The sequence below is a fragment of the Nostoc sp. 2RC genome (assembly GCF_014222165.1).
GTDB classification, from domain to species: Bacteria; Cyanobacteriota; Cyanobacteriia; order Cyanobacteriales; family Nostocaceae; genus Nostoc; species Nostoc linckia.
The window spans coordinates 14,497-35,606 of record NZ_JACKZU010000030.1 but is presented as its reverse complement, the minus strand read 5'-3'; the positions used below and the strand labels follow the sequence as shown (position 1 = coordinate 35,606).

The 21,110-nt window shown below is 36.8% G+C and carries 13 protein-coding genes; 5 read left to right on the top strand and 8 right to left on the bottom strand.

The features are described from left to right. Positions 1–225: 225 nt before the first annotated feature. On the top strand, positions 226–1,068 hold the full coding sequence (locus GNE10_RS05855) for a phytanoyl-CoA dioxygenase family protein (protein ID WP_185564064.1): 843 nt from the start codon (positions 226–228) through the stop codon (positions 1,066–1,068). A gap of 122 nt (positions 1,069–1,190) precedes the next feature. Next, on the top strand, positions 1,191–2,207 hold the full coding sequence (locus GNE10_RS05850; protein ID WP_185564063.1) for an iron ABC transporter permease: 1,017 nt from the start codon (positions 1,191–1,193) through the stop codon (positions 2,205–2,207). Between the two features lie 242 nt (positions 2,208–2,449). On the opposite strand, the gene GNE10_RS05845 is transcribed toward GNE10_RS05850, so the two are convergent. Beyond that, entirely contained in the window at positions 2,450–4,093 is a 1,644-nt protein-coding gene (locus tag GNE10_RS05845) for an acetolactate synthase large subunit (protein WP_185564062.1), read from the bottom strand. 358 nt (positions 4,094–4,451) lie between these two features. Then, positions 4,452–5,819: an NAD-dependent succinate-semialdehyde dehydrogenase gene (locus GNE10_RS05840; RefSeq protein ID WP_185564061.1), complete on the bottom strand. Its 1,368-nt coding sequence runs from the start codon at positions 5,817–5,819 to the stop codon at positions 4,452–4,454. A gap of 462 nt (positions 5,820–6,281) precedes the next feature. On the opposite strand from GNE10_RS05840, the gene GNE10_RS05835 reads away from it, so the two are divergent. Next, positions 6,282–6,905: a Uma2 family endonuclease gene (locus tag GNE10_RS05835; protein WP_185564060.1), complete on the top strand. Its 624-nt coding sequence runs from the start codon at positions 6,282–6,284 to the stop codon at positions 6,903–6,905. Positions 6,906–7,093: 188 nt separating this feature from the next. Here GNE10_RS05835 and GNE10_RS05830 read toward each other — a convergent pair whose 3' ends face one another. From GNE10_RS05830 to GNE10_RS05815, 4 genes are all read right to left on the bottom strand, one after another. Further along, positions 7,094–12,229: a hypothetical protein gene (locus GNE10_RS05830; protein WP_185564059.1), complete on the bottom strand. Its 5,136-nt coding sequence runs from the start codon at positions 12,227–12,229 to the stop codon at positions 7,094–7,096. After that, positions 12,230–14,689 (bottom strand): sacsin N-terminal ATP-binding-like domain-containing protein, encoded by a 2,460-nt coding sequence (locus tag GNE10_RS05825; RefSeq protein ID WP_185564058.1) that lies wholly within the window; start codon positions 14,687–14,689, stop codon positions 12,230–12,232. Between the two features lie 64 nt (positions 14,690–14,753). Then, positions 14,754–14,903: a hypothetical protein gene (locus GNE10_RS05820; protein ID WP_185564057.1), complete on the bottom strand. Its 150-nt coding sequence runs from the start codon at positions 14,901–14,903 to the stop codon at positions 14,754–14,756. 470 nt (positions 14,904–15,373) lie between these two features. Then, on the bottom strand, positions 15,374–17,020 hold the full coding sequence (locus tag GNE10_RS05815) for an adenylate/guanylate cyclase domain-containing protein (RefSeq protein WP_185564056.1): 1,647 nt from the start codon (positions 17,018–17,020) through the stop codon (positions 15,374–15,376). 776 nt (positions 17,021–17,796) lie between these two features. On the opposite strand from GNE10_RS05815, the gene GNE10_RS05810 reads away from it, so the two are divergent. Further along, the gene (locus GNE10_RS05810) at positions 17,797–18,378 is read left to right on the top strand and encodes a hypothetical protein (RefSeq protein WP_185564055.1); all 582 of its coding nucleotides are present in this window, start codon (positions 17,797–17,799) and stop codon (positions 18,376–18,378) included. 177 nt (positions 18,379–18,555) lie between these two features. Here GNE10_RS05810 and ylqF read toward each other — a convergent pair whose 3' ends face one another. Together ylqF and GNE10_RS05800 are read right to left on the bottom strand one after the other, a co-directional pair. Beyond that, entirely contained in the window at positions 18,556–19,437 is an 882-nt protein-coding gene (gene ylqF / locus GNE10_RS05805; protein WP_185564054.1) for a ribosome biogenesis GTPase YlqF, read from the bottom strand. 78 nt (positions 19,438–19,515) lie between these two features. Next, on the bottom strand, positions 19,516–19,944 hold the full coding sequence (locus GNE10_RS05800; protein ID WP_185564053.1) for a VOC family protein: 429 nt from the start codon (positions 19,942–19,944) through the stop codon (positions 19,516–19,518). 418 nt (positions 19,945–20,362) lie between these two features. Here GNE10_RS05800 and GNE10_RS05795 point away from each other — a divergent pair, with 418 nt between their 5' ends. After that, on the top strand, positions 20,363–21,067 hold the full coding sequence (locus GNE10_RS05795) for a TVP38/TMEM64 family protein (protein WP_185564052.1): 705 nt from the start codon (positions 20,363–20,365) through the stop codon (positions 21,065–21,067). Positions 21,068–21,110: the final 43 nt, after the last annotated feature.

Sequence of the window (21,110 nt, the reverse complement as noted above, 5' to 3'; positions counted from 1 at the left end):
GGGAGCAGGGGGAGAAAGAGTTTGAGCCTTATTTACTTTTCTTTACATAGTTTGGTTTTATTTCACCGACTTACTTACTAGCGATCGCCCTTTGTCAGTTGCGTAAGTTTTCATAACTTAAGAATTTGAGATACTCAAATTTTACAAATTGCCCTTCAAACTGCAAAACATGGGTTAAAAAAAGTATATTTGGTATATTAATATCAATAAAAGTCAAGCAATAAAATGTCTGAATATCTCAGTGGTAAACAGCCAACTACAGAGCAATTAAATCAATGGATTGAGTATTTTCATGCTAACGGATTTCTGGTGATTGAAAATGTGTTGACACCAGAACAATGCGAAGTACTAAAAAATGATTTAGATGAAATTCTCAAGCAAAGTGAAGGTAAAAATTATCAAAAATCCAAGAAAATAATGAAGCGAATGTTCGAGCATTCTCAGCAAAATTTAAATCTTTTTGCCTTAGAGCCAATGGTCACATTTGCAGAACATTTAATTGGTGGAGCAAATGGAAAAGGCTACTCAATGGATGATGGTATTCCTAATGCTAATATAATTCATGTTATTCACAATAACTCATTTAAAATTCCCCCAGAAACTGACGGATTAGCTAAAAATGCATGGCATCAAGACGACACACCCCATGCACTTTCACTTGATGGCAAACCCTTAACTAACATTCGCTTGAATGTTCTTGCATTTACAGTGAATTACTACCTGACGGATGTATTAACCCAAGAAAATGGCCCCACCCAAGTTATTCCAGGATCTCATTTGTTTGGTAAGTTATGTGACGGCAATATTTCAGGATATGAAGACCAAATTTACAGCTGTTTAGGAGGAATGGGTTCTGCCGTTTGTTTTAACAATCAGGTATGGCATAGAGGCTCTAGAAACTCTTCCTCTATCACTCGCTACATTACGCAGATTACCTATGCCAAAAGACTGGTTGGACACAAATATGCACCTTTTATGAACTATCAAATGCCTAGTCACTGCTACGAACAAGCAGATCCAAAATTAAAGCAACTATTAGGATTTCTCCCCAACGGTGCGTATGGGTAGAAGGAAGTGTTGACTGTTGACTGTTGATTGTTGACTGTTGACTGGGGAGTTATTATTCTCCCCTACCCATTTTCCTTGTCTCCCTTGTCTCCCTTGTCTCCCCACCTCCCCACCCCCTGTATATGAAAAGACTATTTCAGAGGATTTTCACTGAATACCGAGTAATTTGGGCTGTTTTGCTCTTGGCTATAGGACTGGTGGTGACGCTAGGGCTATCGCTTTCCCAAGGAGCAGTACCTTTGAGTATGTCTGAGTTTTGGCAAGCGATTCTTCACCAAGGCGATCCGGCTAAACAGATAATTCTCTGGGATTTGCGTTTACCGCGCATTTGTGCGGCTCTGATTGTCGGTGCTGCTTTGGGGATGTCGGGAGCATTACTGCAAGGAATGTTACGCAATAGTCTTGCCGATCCTTTTATTCTGGGAATTTCTGCGGGTGCAGGGTTAATTGTAATTTTGATGATTGTCTGGCAAATATTTCCCATTGCCATCCCTCTAGCTGCTTGGATAGGTGCAATCTTGACTTCGGCCATCGTAATTTTACTCGGTCGTGCCGGGTCAGGAATTTCAGTGGAGCGATTGATTTTAGGAGGTGTGGCTATTAGTTCATTGTTTGGTGCAGTGCAAAGCACCTTGCTGTTGTTAGCAGAAGACGGTCAAATTCAAATTGCTTTGAGTTGGTTAGTTGGTAGCCTGAATGGCCGGGGTTGGCAAGAAATTTCCACTGCTAGTCCTTACATCATAGTTGCATTAGTGGGGGGATGCTTGTTGGCGCGATCGGTGAACGTGTTGGCTTTGGGAGATGATTTAGCTGTGGGATTGGGAATTTCATTAACGCGATCGCGCCTTTTAATTGGTGGTGTCGCCACATTATTAGCCGCAGGTGCAGTCAGCATCAGCGGCTTAATTGGATTTGTCGGTCTTGTTGTCCCTCACGGTGTCCGCCTCCTCGTTGGCACAGACCACCGCTTTGTGTTGCCACTTTCCGCCCTTGCCGGTGCATGGTTACTCACCTTTGCAGATTTACTCTCTAGATTAGGAGCAGTAGAACTACCAGTAGGTTCCGTCACCGCCTTGCTGGGTTCACCCCTGTTTATCTGGTTGCTTTATCGCCGTTCTGCTGGTTTTAATAAATTTTGATACAAATGGTTTCTTTAACTCTTACAGGATTAGGCACAGGTAACCGAAAATCGTAGACGCGGAGCGGCTTGCCGCAGGCTACCGCAGAGGACGCAGAGGGCACGGAGAAATAAGAGTTTCAGAGAGTTATTGCGTAAGTCCTGAGAAGTAAAAATAAATGATGAGTTAGAAGTTGTTTATTCTCACTCATCCTTAATAAAGAGTTAGGAATAAATAACTCCTAACTCCTAACTTTTAACTTTTCACACCGTACAACTCAATTCGCCTGCTTTTTGGCTAAAGCGGCGATTCTCCCGATAGTCTACTGGACAATCTATGACTGCGGGTACATCTTGAGCTAGGGCTTCTTTGAGTGTGGGAATTAAATCTAAAGCTGATTCCACTCGGTAGCCTTTTAAACCCATACTTTCGGCTAATTTGACAAAATCAGGATTGCCAAAATGTACAAAAGATGAGTTTCCTTTGCCAAATTGATTTTCTTGTTTCCACTCAATTAATCCATAGCCACCGTCATTAAAAATAATGGTGACAAAGGGCGTACCGACACGCAAAGCGGTTTCTAATTCTTGGCAATTCATCATGAAGCCACCATCGCCGGTGACCGCAACAATTTTGCGGTTGGGATGCACGAGTTTTGCTGCTAATGCACCAGGAATCGCAATACCCATTGCGGCAAAACCATTGGAAATAATACAAGTATTGGGGCTATGACAGTGATAATGACGCGCCATCCACATTTTATGTGCGCCAACATCAGAGATGACGATATCATCTGGCCCCATGACTTGCCGTAAGTCATAAATTAACTTTTGCGGTTTAATGGGATATCCGTCATCATGGGCGTACTGTTCGTAATCAGCACGAATATCTGCTCGTAAACTAATAGCAAAGGGATCGGGTTTTCCTTGTCGGTCTGCTAATTTTAAGATTTCATAGAGGGAATCAGAAATGTCTCCCACCACTTCGGCATCAGGAATATAACTGCTATCAATTTCTGCTGGATTTAACCCTATATGCACAACTGGGATTTTGCCGTCACGATTCCATTTTTTGGGAGAAAATTCTATCAAATCATAGCCGATCGCTATTACTAAATCTGTATTATCAAATCCACATGTAATGAAATCTCTTTGTTGTAATCCCACTGACCACAATGCTAATTGATGTGTGTAGGGAATAACACCTTTACCCATGAAGGTATTAGCCACAGGTATATTCAGTAAGGTAGCAAATTGCGTTACGGCATCACTAGCTCTAGCGCGAATTGCTCCATTTCCTACTAAAATTAATGGGTTAACTGCTTGAGAAATTGCTGCGGCGGCTGCTCGAATGCTAGCAAAAGAAGCATAGGTTTTTTCGCTATTATCCTTACGCAAAGGTTTGCCTTCTACAGGCATAGCAGCAATATTTTCTGGTAAATCGATGTGGACTGCACCAGGTTTTTCCGATTGCGATCGCTTAAATGCTTTTCGCACTACTTCTGGTGTAATACTCGGCCTAACAATTTGCTTATTCCATTTAGTCACAGGTGCAAACATCGCCACCAAATCTAAATATTGATGGGATTCAATGTGCATTCTATCTGTTCCCACTTGACCGGTAATTGCTACTAAAGGCGCACCATCGAGGTTGGCATCTGCTACCCCAGTCATCAAGTTGGTAGCCCCAGGGCCGAGTGTCGAAAGACACACCCCGGCTTTTCCCGTTAGCCGTCCGTAGACATCCGCCATGAATGCCGCACCTTGTTCGTGACGAGTGGTAATAAATTGAATCGAAGAATGTTTAAGTGCTTCTAAAACGTGCAGATTTTCTTCACCTGGAAGTCCAAAAACGTATTGTACTCCTTCATTTTCTAGGCACTGCACCAAGAGTTCTGCTGTATTCATTATTATTTCCTGACTAGCGACAATATTAAGTTAGGAGTTAGGAGTTGGGAGTTAGGAGTTAGGAGTTGGGAGTTTGGAGTTGGGAGTTAGGAGTTGGGAATTAGGAGTTGAGAGTTTGGAGTTGGGAGTTTGGAGTTGGGAGTTAGGAGTTAGGAGTTGGGAATTAGGAGTTGAGAGTTTGGAGTTGGGAGTTTGGAGTTGGGAGTTGGGAGTTGGGAGTTGAGAGTTACGAGTTGGGAGTTGGGAGTTGAAATTAATAGTTCCTCACTCTTAACTTTTCACTCCTCACTCTTAACTTTTCACTCCTCACTCCTCACTCCTAACTCCTAACTCCTAACTTTTCACTCCTAACTTTTTATCACTTCACCCACACGGTTTTAACATTGACAAATTCATGTATACCTTGGATACTCAATTCTCTGCCATATCCAGAACGCTTAATACCACCAAAGGGCAATCGGGGATCGGATTTGACCATACCGTTGATAAATACGCTACCGGCTTGGATTTCTTCAATCAAGCGATGGCGTTCTTGGTCGTTGGTTGTCCAAGCGCTTGCACCCAAGCCAAAGGGGGTATCATTAGCGAGTTTTATGGCAGCATCGATATCTGGAACCCGAAATAGCATGGCTACTGGGCCGAAGAATTCTTCTTTGGCAATTGGTGTGTCGGGCGGAATATCTATGATAATGGTTGGCGGATAAAAGTTTCCTGGACGATCTGATAATGGATGTCCACCGATGAGGACTTTGCCGCCGCTTTTGGTGGCGGTTTGCACTTGCTGGTGTAAATCCTGGACAATGCCAGGAGTTGCTAGTGGCCCGATATCGGTGTCTGGTTGCATGGGATCGCCCACTTTCAGCGCCTCGAATTTATCTAACAACAATTTTTCAAATTTGTCAGCGATCGCTTGTGCGACTATAAAACGTTTGGCTGCAATACATGATTGCCCGTTATTCAACATCCGCGCTGTAGTAGCTGTGACAACTGCTGCTTCTAAATCAGCGCTTGCTAACACTATAAACGGGTCGCTTCCTCCCAATTCCAAAACGGTTTTTTTAATTTGTTTACCGGCGGCGATGGCGAGGGATATGCCTGCTGGTTCGCTTCCTGTTAAGGTGGCGGCTTTGATTCGGTCATCTGCCATTAAGTCGGCGACTTTAGCAGCCCCAATCAATAAAGTTTGAAATACACCTTCTGGAAAACCCGCCCGGTGAATAATTTCTTCAATTGCCAAGGCGCACTGCGGCACGTTGGAAGCATGTTTGAGTAAGCCGACATTTCCCGCCATGAGGGCGGGGGCGGCAAAGCGGAAAACTTGCCAGAAGGGGAAATTCCACGGCATGACTGCCAGAATTGCCCCTAAAGGTTGATAGCGAACAAAACTATGGCTAGCATCGGTTTTGACAGGAACATCAGCCAAAAAACCAGGGGCGTGTTCGGCGTAGTAACGACAGACAGTGGCACATTTTTCCACTTCACCGATGGCAGCTTTCAAAGGTTTACCCATTTCTAGAGTCATCAACTTGGCAAATTCCGCTTTGTCTTGCTCTAAAATATCGGCAGCTTTTTCTAACCAGTGCGATCGCTTTTGAAAACTAGTCTGGCGATAGCTTTCAAAAGCCCGATTCGCCAAATCGAGTTTAGCGTCAATTTCTACATCATTGAGTGGCTCAAAGGTTTGAATAGTTTCCCCAGTGGCGGGATTAATCGTGGCGATCGCCATTACCTGACCTCCCGTTAACAAATAGCTCGACTGTTGGCTTCCTAGTGTTACACAGATCTATTCTGGAAGCCACCACCAAAATTCTAGTCTTTTACTCAAGAAGTGGTTGTTAAATATTACAGTTTCGCAATTAAAATTGAAGTAATATATACAATTTATTCGTGTATTTATACTTAAAGCTCAGTCTGAGGAATTTCTTGTCGAGAATTTTTATGCACCTTGAAAGGGCTACCCATCGCTACACCTAATGTTTGACACAAGCATCGTCGTAGACATCGCTCAAATTACAGAATTCAAGGTGCGGCGCTTGGCAACAAGACACCCTACATATACATCTTAAGTTGAGTAGTCTTTTAGTTAACAAGTAGCTACTTAGTGTTGTAATTTCACAACTATTTTTGAAATAAAATATATCAATCAAGAAAAAGTCAGAATTTAATTCAGAATTCGAGGAGTTAAGCCATGACTCAAGCCTTACGCAAACTAGTTACATTCGATGAATTCGTTGCTAAATATCCAGATAACACAGGAAAACGTTACGAACTATATGATGGAGTAGTTGTTGAAATGCCGCAACCAACAGGTGACCATGAAGAGATTGTTGTATTTTTATCTACAAAAATTACTTTAGAATATAGTCGCCTTAATTTGTCCTATGGTATACCAAAAACAGTATTAGTTAAACCAATTGAGAACGAATCAGCTTATTCGCCAGATGTGCTAGTTTTAAATCTTGCTAATTTAGTTAACGAACCTCTGTGGAAAAAACAATCAACTGTTACCCAAGCAGCATCAATTTCTTTAGTAATTGAGGTAGTCAGTAGTAATTGGCGTGATGATTATCTAAAAAAATACGCTGACTATGAAGAAATGGGAATTCCTGAATATTGGATTGTTGATTATGCAGCTTTGGGCGGTAGAGAATTTATTGGCAATCCTAAACAACCAACTATTTCTGTTTGCTGTTTAGAAGAAGGCGAGTATCGCATTAGTAAATTTCGAGGCAATGACCGCATCCAATCGCCAACTTTTCCAGAGTTGAATTTCACCGCAGAGGAAATTTTTCGCGCTGGTACAGGCGTTTAATTTTAGATTTTGGATTTTAGATTTTGGATTAATTCCATAGATTTTTATTGCTTGCGGATTGTAGTGGCGTGTTAATGTTCAAGATACTCAATGACTGCCTCAAAATCTGCTATTCTTCTATTAAATCGATTAAGCATTGCTTGTGCTAATTATGGTTTGGCGTGGAAAAAATACTACATAAAAAATATCTACTGTTGTAGCCTAAAATCTTTCGATGAGTTAAATTTTACATCTTTTTGACCTTTAATAAGCTCTGCATTGCAGCTATATATCATAATATTATCGTTTCCATTTTTTATTTTATAATTATCAATAAGTCTTTTCCAATTTAAAATAATCATATTTTCATTTGTTGAAGAATCTTTCTGTAAACCAATTAAAGATTCTATATCTTTATTTTCATTTGTCAAAGGTTGTAATTTTAATTTTTTTAATGCTTGATTTAAAGTATTCCAAACATTTTGAATCCTAATAACTCTAGAAACGTGGCCTTTTGAATGTTCAACAATAAATAATTCGTAAAATTTATTTTCAGTCGCTAACTGATTCCATTCAGAAGGAGTAAACCTTACTGATTTACTACTAATAGTTTTAACCTCTATCTTAAAATATTCACCATTTATACGTAATAAATAGTCATGATCGTATTCCTTTCCTCCTTTTTTTTCCAGTTTATAATTTATTTCATTATTATAAATTTGATTATAGAATAACTCAGCAAGTTTTTCTCCTGGCTCTCCCCATTTCGGGTCACCTGTTCCATCTTGTTTTGTTGTATCTTTCACACCCTCAGTTTCAGGTTGTTGCGTGTCTATTACTTCACCCAGATTAAGATCATTAATAATCTTTTTTACCCAATCAATTTTTTTCAATTTATCTTCTAATTCCGAAGATAAACTACCATCTTTTAGCTTTAGATAAGTCAGATAATCTTTAACCGCTAACTTTTGGTGTTCTAATTCAATCATATTAATCCATTGGATCAATTTTTCTTCTCCGATACTTAATTTTTCTTGGCGACAAGCATAGAAAAATTCTAATCCTTTAGAAGGGTAATCTTTATTTAAAACACAATCATCTGGTGCAAAAGCAGACAAATGCCTTTCTTCTATATCTTTACTATCCACAACTAGTAGATTGTTGCTATGATGGTAAGTCTTAGCTTTACTTAAAAAACTAACCCTACTTAGCCAATGAATTAATTCTTGATATTCTGATAAACTATTCTGTTTAATATCTTCTAAGCTATTTTCATTAAGTAACTGACCTATCTGTTGTGCTATTTGGATATCAGCTTGAGAATTGTTTAATTGCCATTGTAAAACTTTCAGCAGGTTTAGCTTTGTTGTATTAAACTGTTGTTTAATAGGAGAATATGAAATAAGCTGCTGGAATTTATCCCATTCATTACCATGAATAATCGTGTGCTTTTCACAATTATCTCGAACACTTTGCCATTGAAAAACGTGATTAAAAATATCCTCTTTTTTCAAGAAATTATCAACAATATAGCGAATATCTTGAGCTAAAATTAGCTGTTGATAATCTCCCCATAAACCATTAGGTAATGCAGGGCAAGTAGTTAAAAAATATCCCATCCCTTTATTGCCAGAAAGTATTTCCCGAATTAGGGTAGATTGCTGATTTAATGTTTTTACTGCTAATTCATCCCAAATTAGTTTCCAAAATTCATAATGAGTTGTTCGACGAAGTTGTAAAATTTCTTTAAATTCTTCCCAATTATTTTGAGCAATTGTAAATAATTTGCATAACTCATTTCCTAATTGAACGCCTAGTTCTTTTGCGAGTTTATCGTTTTCCTCATTAGGAATAATTTTTGCTCGACCTGTATTCAGATAAAATGAGGCATTAATTATAAAACTTAAGCCTAATCTTTCTTGGGTTGGTGCTGTTACCCAGATATTAGGAATGGCATTAGGTAATGAAGCACGCAATTTACCTTCTTTTTCATCTAAAGTAATTACAAAATTTCCATAATTACTTAACTTTAAGCATAAAGCATTAGTTTTAAATTCTCCAATACTTACTTCCCCTATTTCAATGCTTTGTTCTTCTGATAAATGTTGAGGTTGCCAACTTATAACTGTTTCATCCTGTTTAACAAAATAACATTTTTTAATTCTTTTTGCGAAAATCAGTAATAGCCCTACCAACTTTTCAAACTCTTTAATTGTATTATCTACACATATACCACTTTTAATTGTATCATCTACAGATATACCACTCGAACTTTTATCACTTGTTTCAACGGGTAAATATATAGCTGTTCCATCAAATATATTTCGATTATATTGCTGTAACTTTCTCTCAAGCTTATCCCGCAAAGTAGTTAACGATTTACTCTCACGATTCGCTCCCAGCGGACTAGGAACTAACCCGCCAACAATCTTAAAAGCGATACGATTACTAAAGACAGAAGGCTCTCTACAAATCAAATGAACACTTTTAAAACCTAATCCAAATTTACCTGTAACTTCAGAAGTTTCTAAATTATTACTATTATTTTGTTTATCGGAATAGTTGAACGATAGCATTTTTTCTAAATCTTGTGCAAATCCCTTACTTCTATAGTCATGTAAAGGATAGTCAGGATGGACAAAACAATTTATTGGCCTACCCCAATACATCATAGTAATAGTATTTTTATCAATTTCAATAATAAATTTTTTGCGTTCAGTTGATACTGGCTGTCCTTGAGCCATCATTTCTAATTCAACTAAAGCATCATCGGCATTTTGAAATATTTCAAAAGGAATATTTGTCAATTGATAACCGTACTGTTTTATTTTGTCTCGAACCGCTTGTAATAAAACATCAGACGCAGTGTTTTCTGAGCTATTTTTTTCTAAAATACTACCTAGCTGTTGTTTTAGATTATAAATATTTTGATCGATACTACTAAAGTCTCTATTGTAAGTTCGATATTCCTCACGCTTAGATACAGCTTTATTTAATTCCAAAAGAATTGTATTGATTTGTTCATTTTTATTATGAACTCCTAAAAATTTGATGATAAATGGTGCGCTATCCAGAATTACATTACGGATTACTGGTACATCTAGCTGCTCAGATTCCGTTAAACCTGCCCAAACTCTATCTAAAGGTTCACTTTCATCTGTTACTTGATAAACATTTTGAATTAAATTTCTAGCAGATTCTTTTAATAAATTAGATAATTCTTCTCTATTATATTCTGAAGGATTAAGTGATGATAATATTAACTTGGTGGTATGGCGATCCAATTTATTAACAAAAATACTTTCAGATCTTCCTTGCTTTTTATTAGCAGTGAAAGAATATCCACTAATTAAAGATGGTACTTGTTCTGTATTTCCTGCGGATTCAAATACTGAAAAAGACCGAGGTGATACTATCCCTAATAATCTATCATAAACTAAATCAAAATCTCTATTTCTTAAAAGAGTTTGTGCTAATTCTTTGAGCTTTTGATTATCTTTAGCTATTAAACAAATAAAGGCACCGATGGCTTCTGAATAAACATGATAATGCCAATCTTGAAAATATTGCTCTAAGTTTACTGTATTTTCTTGCTCTTGTCTTTTATCTTGTTGTTGAATAATTTGTTGCTGTTCTGCTTGTGAAATTCGATCTAAATAACTTGTTATTATCTCTTCTTGTGTTGCATCTAAGATATGAGATTCAGCAATATTAGGAATATTAACACATAATTCTTTCGGAGATTTCCATTGACCTAAACGATTGAGCAACAATATATTAGGTATAATTGCAGTACCAAAATTTTTACTATTAACAGCTAGAACTAGATATTGATTATAAATTTGAATAGCTGTTGTATCGTTGAATTTAAAGGACTCAGATAGCCAACCCAATAAATTAAGTAGCCTTGACTCTTCAATAGGTTGTAAAATATGAGGTAATATGTACTGTTTAAAATTTTCCTTTCCTAATATTCTTACTACTCGCTCAACTAATTTCCATATAGGTAAAATGTTCTTACTAATCCCACGAAATACCCCTAAAGCATTGTCCAAAGGAAATTCATCTTTTGGAAAATCTCCTAAATAATATTGAGTAAATTGAGATACTATATTACTAACAACTATTAAAACTTCATTACCTTTAATGAAGAGTTGATTATTTAACCATTTTAAAGCATTTTGATTATCTCGAATTTCATAGTGTAGTTGTGATACTGTTATTAGATCGGTATTTGATACTTCATAAAGAATATTTTGTATCTCGGACTCTAATTCAGATTCAGGTATGTAGAGAACCTGAGATGGTTTAACAAGTGTATTATCAGTAGTAATCAACCACTGGGTTGATTTAAGAAGAGAAATGATTTCGCCAGATAAAATCGATGGTTTTTTAGCTATTATAATGAGGATTACTTTATATAAACATGGTTGCCTTTCTAAAACATCCCGCAAAATATCTTCTTCGAGACATTCGCTAAATAAACTAGATATAGATTGATAGTTTAATCCAAGTCTTACCAAATTAGACGGTAAATGATAACCTTCATTTAATTGAATTAAATCCTGTTCATAGTGCCTCAAATAATCAGGATATTTTAGAATCTGTTTAGGAGCGATCGCCTGACCAGATGATAGCTTTAACCATGCTGCTTCTTTTAATTTATCACGATATTCACGTTTAATATCAGGGTAAGACTGCCAAATATTTAAAATTAATTCTGTATAATCATGAGTATTAAATGATTCCAATAATACTTTCATTGCAGCAGAAGCATTCCATTGGAGAATCCACCCTTCTTCTTGTAAATGTAAAATATTAGAATTATGTCTAATTAAAGTTACCTTCTCTAATAATTTTGGACTCAACAACAATTGCTCATCAGAATTTTTCAAAAATTGCTCATGAAAATTTTTCAAATATGTATTTTCTGTAATGCAGACTAAATTTCCTTTAAGAGTTTTATGCAATGGTAGCGATTTCCATAAGTTTTTATTTTCAGGATTTTTACCTATTTCATTCAATATCTCTTTTCTTTCATCATCATTCAGTTGTATTTTGCCAAAAATTTTAACAAAATTACTCGATTCTGTTCGTAATTTATTTAATAACTTTATTACAGCATCAGAAGTTAAACGACTGATACCAAATTTATCAAATTTTTCTTCAGAAATTAACCCCGATAAAGCCGGATGAATTAATCGCCATGACTCATTTGTAATTGATAAAACCTGTTGAGTTAATTTTGCCCATAAAGAATCAGATTCTGAAATAATATATAGTGTTTCTTCGCTATGGTATTTCTCAATCTGTCCATGTAGTAAATAACGAATTTCTAGAAACATTTAACGTACCTCCTTTAATAATTCAGTTAATAGTTGCTTTCGGCGATCGGGTTTAGCTAAGGCTGGAGTTTTACTTAAGCTACTCTTGCAGGTATCTACATTACAAATGACAGGAGAAATATTTTCATCATTTTTAAGTAAATCAGCTATTTTGCTATCAACTATAATAGGTTGAATATTTTCAGTAGCTTCTACTAATGAATTTATTAAACTTTTGTTAGATTCTTTAAATAAAATAGATTTACGTTTGAACTCTTGAAATTGGTGATAAGAGTAAAAAATAGCTGTCTTTTGGGGATATTGACTTCCGATCAGGCATCGCCAATATGGGTTTGTTGACAAAATATTAATGATATAATTCTTAGATAAATTAAGAAAATCTTTGACTATTCGCTCTATATTTTTGGTGTTTTCTCCTTGTTTTTCCCAGCGAGTAATCAAATCATTTAGGTTTGATAAAAAAGTTTTGGCATCTTGAAAATTCAATTCTTTCAAACTATAATTATGACTGCAATTAAATAATAATTTTGGCAACAGTAATCTACTAACGTTGATTTGCAGAATATGTTTAAAAAGGTTTTCAGAAGCATCTATATAAAAAACTTCTGAATCTCGAATTAAAGTAATTAAATTTTCTAAACTATTTTTAATTTCTGAATTCAGTTCATTCCACTTTAACTGAATTAATCCTTTTTTAACGAATTGGATTAAATGCTTTTGAACATTATCGCTTTCAATTTTATGAGTTCTAGGATTTTGACAACATTCTTTGATAAATAAAACCAGATAGTTAATGGCGATATGATTATGTAAAATCTTTGCTTCTGATACATTACTCAAGGCATATATAATCTCTGTATCATTCCATCGATCAAATGTTGTATTCTCAAAACGAAGATTAGGGGCGTGTGATAAAGTTAATATATAGTTGCATGATTGCGAGAGTGCCATTATATTAGGAAAAAAATCCCAATTAGGAACTTGTCGAAGTGGTAAGACTTTAATGTTTTTATCTAATAACTTCCATTGCTTACCTTGGGGAGTTATACATAAAACAAACTGTTGGTTTTGGCAGATTTTCTCACGGTTACTGCTATTTGTAAATAACTGAGATTTCAGAAGTGCTTTACAAATTTCTGATATTTCAGATTCAGATAAGCTATTTTCATCAACGAATTTAGCAAAGGTGTCTAAAATACAAGTCAGAATAACTTCATAGAGGTAAAAATTCCATTCTTTTTCTAGCAAAATCCTATCATCATCTCCTGGTTTTTTATTTTTATCGATGTTTAAAGAATTTTTATCCCAACCAAGAACACCTGTGCGGGCAAAATCTACAAAAAAGTAACCATGTAGAGTTAAATAGTAACTGTATTGAGATTGACATTCTATCGCTCGATCTTCTCCTATTGGCAGAAATACAGCTGTTCTCAAAGTAAGAGAGTGTTTGCTATCAGCAAAATTATCATTTAAGCGGCTAAAAACTATTGCATTGTGAGGCTTAATACTTCTAAACTTGCCTGGGAACTCAGAACTTTTAACGAGATTATTGAACTCTGAAGATTCTGAAATTATTTCATGACCAAAAAAATCTAAAATATTTACTCCGTCAGTAATCTGGCCTTTAATTAAATTTTTTGAATTCTGGCCTAATTTGGATAAGCTACAACGACGTTGTGATGTGGGTTTAACTGTAATCTCAAACCTGGGTTCACTTAAATCATTTTCCCAGTAACTAATCTCATTAACTGTTTCTAGCAATGTCATTAATATATTCAGTTCTTTTTTAGTTTCTTTATTGCTTAAAAAATCTGGTATACCTTTGTCTTTGTCAAAAAACTCATTTTCACCATTTTTTATCCAAAGAGGAACACTATCTTCTTGATTTTCTATAGTTCTATGGCTACGTTGTCTGAGAGGTATCCATAGAATAAACCATTTTTCTTGATAATGTTTTTTTTCTAGTATTTGTTGTAAGGCCATTTTCATTAAGTCTTTATCTTCAGGCAAGAAATGATCCCAACCTGCATGATATTTATCTTTATTCATTGCTCCAGCCCAAGGATTAAAAATATTAGACCCAGGGTAGTCTGAATTTTGTGGATCTGGTGCAATATAAAAGAAAGCCTCGCATAAATGAAAAACACTTTTTAAACCCAAACCAAATTTTCCAATGGAGTCTTGTTGGTTTGGTTTGCTACTCCCACCCAGAATATATCTGATTGATTCTGCATTTTTGTTGGTGAACTCACCATTATCCAACATGAAAAGGGCAGGCGATCGCAGCAGTGGATGTGTAGCATCGGGAATACCTTCTATCCAACCGTAGTCTAAACGAGTTGCTTTGGCATCTTCAGCATTTTGTACTAATTCCTTGATAATAGGAAAACCAGGCAAGTAACTTTTTAACAGGTTTTCTGAGAGATATTCAATATCACCAAGTGGATGATGTTCAGCCATTTTTTTATCTGTAATTATTCGTAATTTTTGAGTTATCTGCCAAGTGAAATTAAAAAAATAGTACTTATTTATGAGAATCTTTTTTCACTTTTTCTAATCTTAAATAAGCAGCTAAAGGATTATCTGTAGATAGAACATAAGCCGTCCTATAATCATATCCAGCATCTATTAATCTTTTCCATTCTTGATATCTTTCAGTCTTTTGATTAGACATAAACTTATTGTTTTTTGATTCAGATTATTTCGTAGAATAAAAAAACTCAAATAGATAGTTTTCTCATAGGCTAATGTCGAAAATTAATGTCTATGAGAAATTCACACTCTCGGCGGATATTATTTTTTTGTCAAAATCTTTACTGATTTTTATTCAGTATTACTTTCATAATGGGAGATGTCAATCAATTTTGGATTTTAAATTGTGCATTTGTTCTGTCTTTAACACGGCCAGCGTCTTAAACATCCCTCAAATTCCAGATTTTATTGTCCAGGATACTCAATCACTACCTCTATGGCTAATTTCACAATTCAATAGGAGTTACGCAACAATTTGTAAAAAGCCTAATTCATCGAACCGCTTTCTCTACGAAAGGTTTCCGCCAACGCGCAGCGTCTGGTAGAGAAGAAGCCAAGAATGCCAAGAATCGTAGAGTGTGTGTAAGTCCTATTCAAATATGATTGGTATATCTAATGACTAATAATTGTTGATACTGGCTGCAATTTTGTTTGATAAACTTTGACTAATCTATCGATACCTTTGAAGCGATAATCTCCCATTTCTTGGAAATCTGAAGGTTGTGAAACCATTGCATAAGTAGCCTCGCTAATTACGCATTCACTCGGAGGACAAACTCCTTCCATACGGGCTGCAAGATTAATTGTTGCCCCTAATGCTGTGTAATCTACCCTCTGAGAACTACCAACATCTCCAACCACGGCTTTACCACTATTAATTGCAATGCGTAATTGTAGGGGTTCTTGCCAAAAATTATTGGCATTGAGATGTTTGAGACGAGTGAGCATTCCCTTAGCAGCAGCCACGGCGCGATCGGCGTGATCTAATTGGGTTTCTGGAGCGCCAAAAAATGCCATAATACAATCGCCAATATATTTATCTAAAGTGCCGCCGTAAGTAAATATTTCTTTGAGCATTTCTTCAAATAAATTATTTAATAGTTGCGCGATCGCAGTTGGTGTTAATCTTTCAGAAATCGCTGTAAAACCTACTAAATCCGCAAATAAAATACTAATTTCGCTCTCCGATGGCGCTAAACGTCCATCTGGAGACGCGCCTACAGATATTAACTGATGTACCACTGCGGGAGAATGATACCGTTCTAGTCGGTGACGAATCACTTCTTCAGTTTTAAGTTTCTCTACCAGTAGCCAACGTTGGACGCTGGAAGCCACAAGATTTGCTAAGGCTGAAAAAAAGCTCAGTTCTTCCTCGCCTTCATTTGCCCAATGATAAGAAGAAAGATTAGCATCGGCATAAAGAACGCCCACAACTTTATTTTCATCCCATAAAGGCACTGCCATTGCACTGCGAATGCCTTTGACTAAAATACTCTGTTCGCTGGCAAACCGTTCGTCCTGATGAGTATCACCGGTTTGAATAACGACTTTCTCGTCAAATACCTTTTGGCAGATGCTACGACTAATCCAACTGCCATCAGTAGGCAGATGTTTTTGTTGAGAAACATTTCTAGTGGCAGCATTCACTAATTCTAAGTGCCCGCAACCATTAACATCAATTAATAATGCTAAGCGATCGATACTATCAAGGTAACGAAATACAACTTGTTGCACCTGAGAAAAAATCTCTTCTATGGACGCTGCTGCACAGAGATTTTTGGCGATGTCAACTAAGTCTTTAAGACGGGCAATGGTTTTATCTTTATTGCTGATGTTACCATCTTTACCCTCAGCTGCAATCCATTGCTGCTGTAGTTGTTCGACGTTGTGAAGGATTGTTCTTTGTTCGTTAGTTTCCGAAGTAGCCGCATATTCTGGCTTCAATGTCGATTCTGAAACCGGATTTGTCAGCAGCACTACCAGGCTAACGTTACCCAGCCAAACCACATCGCCGTGATGTAACTCTTGGGGAGACTGTACAAGATATTTATTTACTTGCGTGCCGTTTTTGCTGCCCAGATCTTCAATAGTCCACACACCTCCAGCCGTTTTTGAAATCCTGGCGTGGTTGCGGGATACCCCAGCAAAAGGTAAGTACAAGTTACATTCTGGCAAACGACCAATTGTAAATACATTTTGGTCAACTGCGATGGTTGTCTCGGTATCTCCCTCTTGTAGGCGTAGGGTGAGTTCAGTCATGAGTGTGATAAATCCATTGAAGCTATAGGTGCAGGCAAGTCTTGGGTAAGTTATACCCTACAGGTTAACTCCTCACCTTTTCTTTATGACACTGTTAATTGCATTCCGACAACTGCGTGTATTTGATATTACAGTAAATTAAATGCAAGCAGCCTAGCTGTAAATTAGCGTCAACGTCAGCAAAAATCCACTTAAAATCAGGTTAAATTATGTTTTTAGCTGTTAATCAACAGGCGATCGCCACTTAATCCGTGTCAGAAATTTTGAATTTCCTTAGAACTATTCATCATAACTTGATAAATTCTTCATAAACCAGAATAAAAGTTAGTGCGTATACTATTGTTATTTAATTACAAACAGGGATTTGAAAGCTTTCCGCAGCCAAATTTCTGTTTTAGCTATCCTTAGTAATTTTTAAAACAACCCTCAGGGCACTGCCTTGAAAACTGGCAATATCGGTAATATTTAGTAGGAAAAGTATGAAAAGTAGGATTTTTTGGCAAATGAATTTACTCTGCTGTTCAGAAGTTGTATGTTTATATAATAATCTGCTTTGATTTTTGAACTAAATTAAATATTTGTACGATGCGTCACAGAAAACACTAACATTCATCAATCAAATTCTTTGTTATAGGAAATTTTAGAAGTGTTGCCTAATATAGCAACCCTATTTCAATTGTTAACAATATCGCTGTTAACTGTTGACTTTTGACTGTCAATAGTCAACAAAACAACCTCTTAAAATTCATTGTTAGAGATTTTATAAAATACAAATAATGTGGTTAAGTACGAGAATAATTCAATCTTTTAATAATTACGAATATAAAGAGTATACAAACAGTCTTGGTTTGCCTAGTAGTTATGAAATTCGGAGTATCGACCCTTGGTGTAATCCACACTTTAGTTATTCGCACAATTTTTATGTAAATTCATTAGGGGAAGTATGGGACTTGCTCGATTGGCTGCCAATTCCGATATCGAACCAGCAATATTATCTATTGTTTGCAGATGCTAGCAAACACCAAATTCCAGAAGATCATCCGAGATTAAAGTTACTGGGATACGATTTATTGGATATGGAAGGCAAATCATCTTTGTGGAACTATCGACCTTGGACAGGAGTATTAAAGCCTTTAATTCAAAAGGTAAATCGATATGGATTATTAACTTGGTCAGATGCTATAACTGCTCAAACTATTCTTCCCCAAGCTTGGCAAAATCATCCTCGTTCTATTGTTAAGATTTGCGCTTTGTTTGAAGTTGTACCTTTAACAGACTATCAAAAATTGCAGAAGAATCCAGAACTAAAAATTCAACACAGGAGTAGAAAACGCCTCCGTAACCTAATTACGAATTAGTCAGTAGAACGCTGTAAATAATTAAAGGTTTGTAGTAAGGACTTTAGTCCTCTCATCAGGACTGTAGGCGGAGCGTTCCCGTAGCCTTACTACGAACTATTTAAGTCAAGCTTTTTACATTACTTCACATATTTTGGTTTTTTCAAGTCGTTCTACTTAATTACGAATTACGAATTCTTAATTGGGTGGTATTTCTAAACCTATTTCACCTAATAATCCTTTGCGAAAATCTGTTAAAAGTTGCCTTGCAGCTCGTTCGACATCACCTTTGTAACGATGCTCTGCTAAGGCTTGCAAATATGCTTCTCCGGTTTGAGATATAGAATCGAGTTGGTAGCGAGACTCTAGCGGTTTTTTTGGTAACAAATCTGTGGCTACAGCTTCTAAATAGTTCAGTAAATCCACTAGCGCTGCTGCTACTAATTGATTATCGTAAGATGCCTCACCGATATCATCACAAATTGCTAATTTCAATCCTGCGTCTTGGTCTTCTAATCTAGCAGGGATGACACCAGGAGCATCAAGCAATTCCAAATGTTCCGAAATTCGCACCCAACGTAGTTGGCGAGTTACCCCAGGACGGGCTGCACTTTCTACTACTCGCCGCCCTAAAAGACGATTGATCAAAGCTGATTTACCGACATTGGGAAAACCAATCACCACAGCCCGCACTGGACGGGGTAACATACCGCGATCGCTTCTTCTTTTATTGATTTCTACTCCAGCAGCTTGGGCTGCCCGTGCCACCTCTGCTATACCTTTGCCATGCTGAGCGTTGGTAAAATAAGGGGTTTCTCCTTGACGTTTAAACCAATCTATCCATAGCGATCGCATTTGCGGCGTAATCATATCTACTCGGTTGAGTATCAACACCCGTGTCTTACCCTCCACCCACTGAGGTATTTGAGGATGGTAAGTCGATAAAGGAATCCGCGCGTCTCGTACCTCAAATACCACATCTACCCGTTTTAGTTGTTCTTTGAGATTCTTCTCGGCTTTAGCAATGTGACCTGGATACCATTGAATGAGGTTTAATTTATAATTCTGGGTTAGGGCCATAATTTTTTATTAACTATCGATTACTAAATTTCTCAATTTGGTAGTGTTTGTTCGTAACTGATAACTGCTCAGGAGTGATTATTCTCTCTTATCTCCCATTTCACCACTTTCTTTGGCTTCGTGTAAAATCAAACGATTGCCATCAGGGTCATAAGCATAAATTTCTCTGCCATGAGAAGCAATGGAAATCTTTCCTGGTGGGGGATAGCCCAAAGCACTTAAGTGGGCAATGGCATCTTCCAAATTACTCACCTCTAAACATAAACTTATCTTACTTTTGGCAAAAACAGAAAGCGGTGAATCAAAAGATATCACTTCAAATTCTGATTTATTGGTGTCTTTTGGTTGAAAAATACCCAATCGCATACTCGGCAAATGAAACTCAGCATATACATTCGGAATAGAAATATCTGCCTTTTGGTTGAAGATTTTTGTGTAGAAATTGACTAAATTTTCAAAGTTAACGGCAGCTATAGTAACAAATACATCAATACACACAAAAGTCATATTTATGTAATGCGTAAGTGGATATAGGAATCCTATTTGATTTTTGAACAAAATTCCGTACACTTTACTCTTTTATCACCCTGTTGCCTATTGCCTATTGCCTGCCTATACAGATTCAGTTCATTAATCAAATGGGACTGCTACATAATTTAAATTTCAAATGAAAATGAACTAAATCACCTTTGTAAGTAGCTTTCAACCCATCCCTTCAAGAGAATTGGCTTTTAGCGATCGCTGTTCGAGCTTTTTGTGTAGGTAGCATACGCAGTGAATATGTCCACTTTACAAGAACTTTCTTGTAATACTCGGTGGAAATGATGGTACAGTACACGTATTACACGTATTAATTGTTTATGACGTATCAAAGCAGTCTACTGCACGAATTGTTGATGAATTGTTTTAGTTCAGAAGCTTGGATATGGTAAATTTTAAAACTAGTATTTTCCTCATTGCCGTTATCTGCATCATCGCCACAGGCTTGGTGACATATCTACTAGGCGGCGTTGATCCAGCACAAATTCAAGCTTGGCTAAACTCTGTCGGCATCTGGGCACCAATTATCTATATTCTGCTGTATGTCGTAGCAACTGTACTAATTCTGCCCTCAACGGCACTTAATTTGACTGGCGGTGCAATTTTTGGCCCGGTATTAGGAACTATCTGGACTAGTTTAGCTGCGATTATTGCTGCAATTGTTTCTTTTACTTTTACCAGGACTATTGGACGTGAAGCAGTAGCCAAAAGATTAGCAGGAAAATGGCAAGCAATGGACGCTGAAGTGCGTCGGGCTGGATTATTTTATATGTTTGCTATTCGCTTAGTCGCAGTTATGCCCTATGGTTTAGTAAACTTCACTGCTGGGTTAACTTCAGTCAGCTTTAAAGATTACGTCATCGGTACAAGCTTGGGTACAGTTCCTGGAGTTTTACCCTTTGTATTATTAGGTAGTTACGGTTTAAAAGCTTTTAGTACAGGAGATTTTTTACCAGTGATATTTGCCTTGTCACTAACTGGAATTTTAGTGGCAGCCGCTACATGGTATCGGCGTCGGCGCACCTTTCCGTCAAAGAATATAGATGTCCTGAAATCATCAAATCATGACACAGAACGTCAAGATGACTGAACTTTATTCTTCTTAGAAGATAAAAATTAATGTCGTGTCTCTT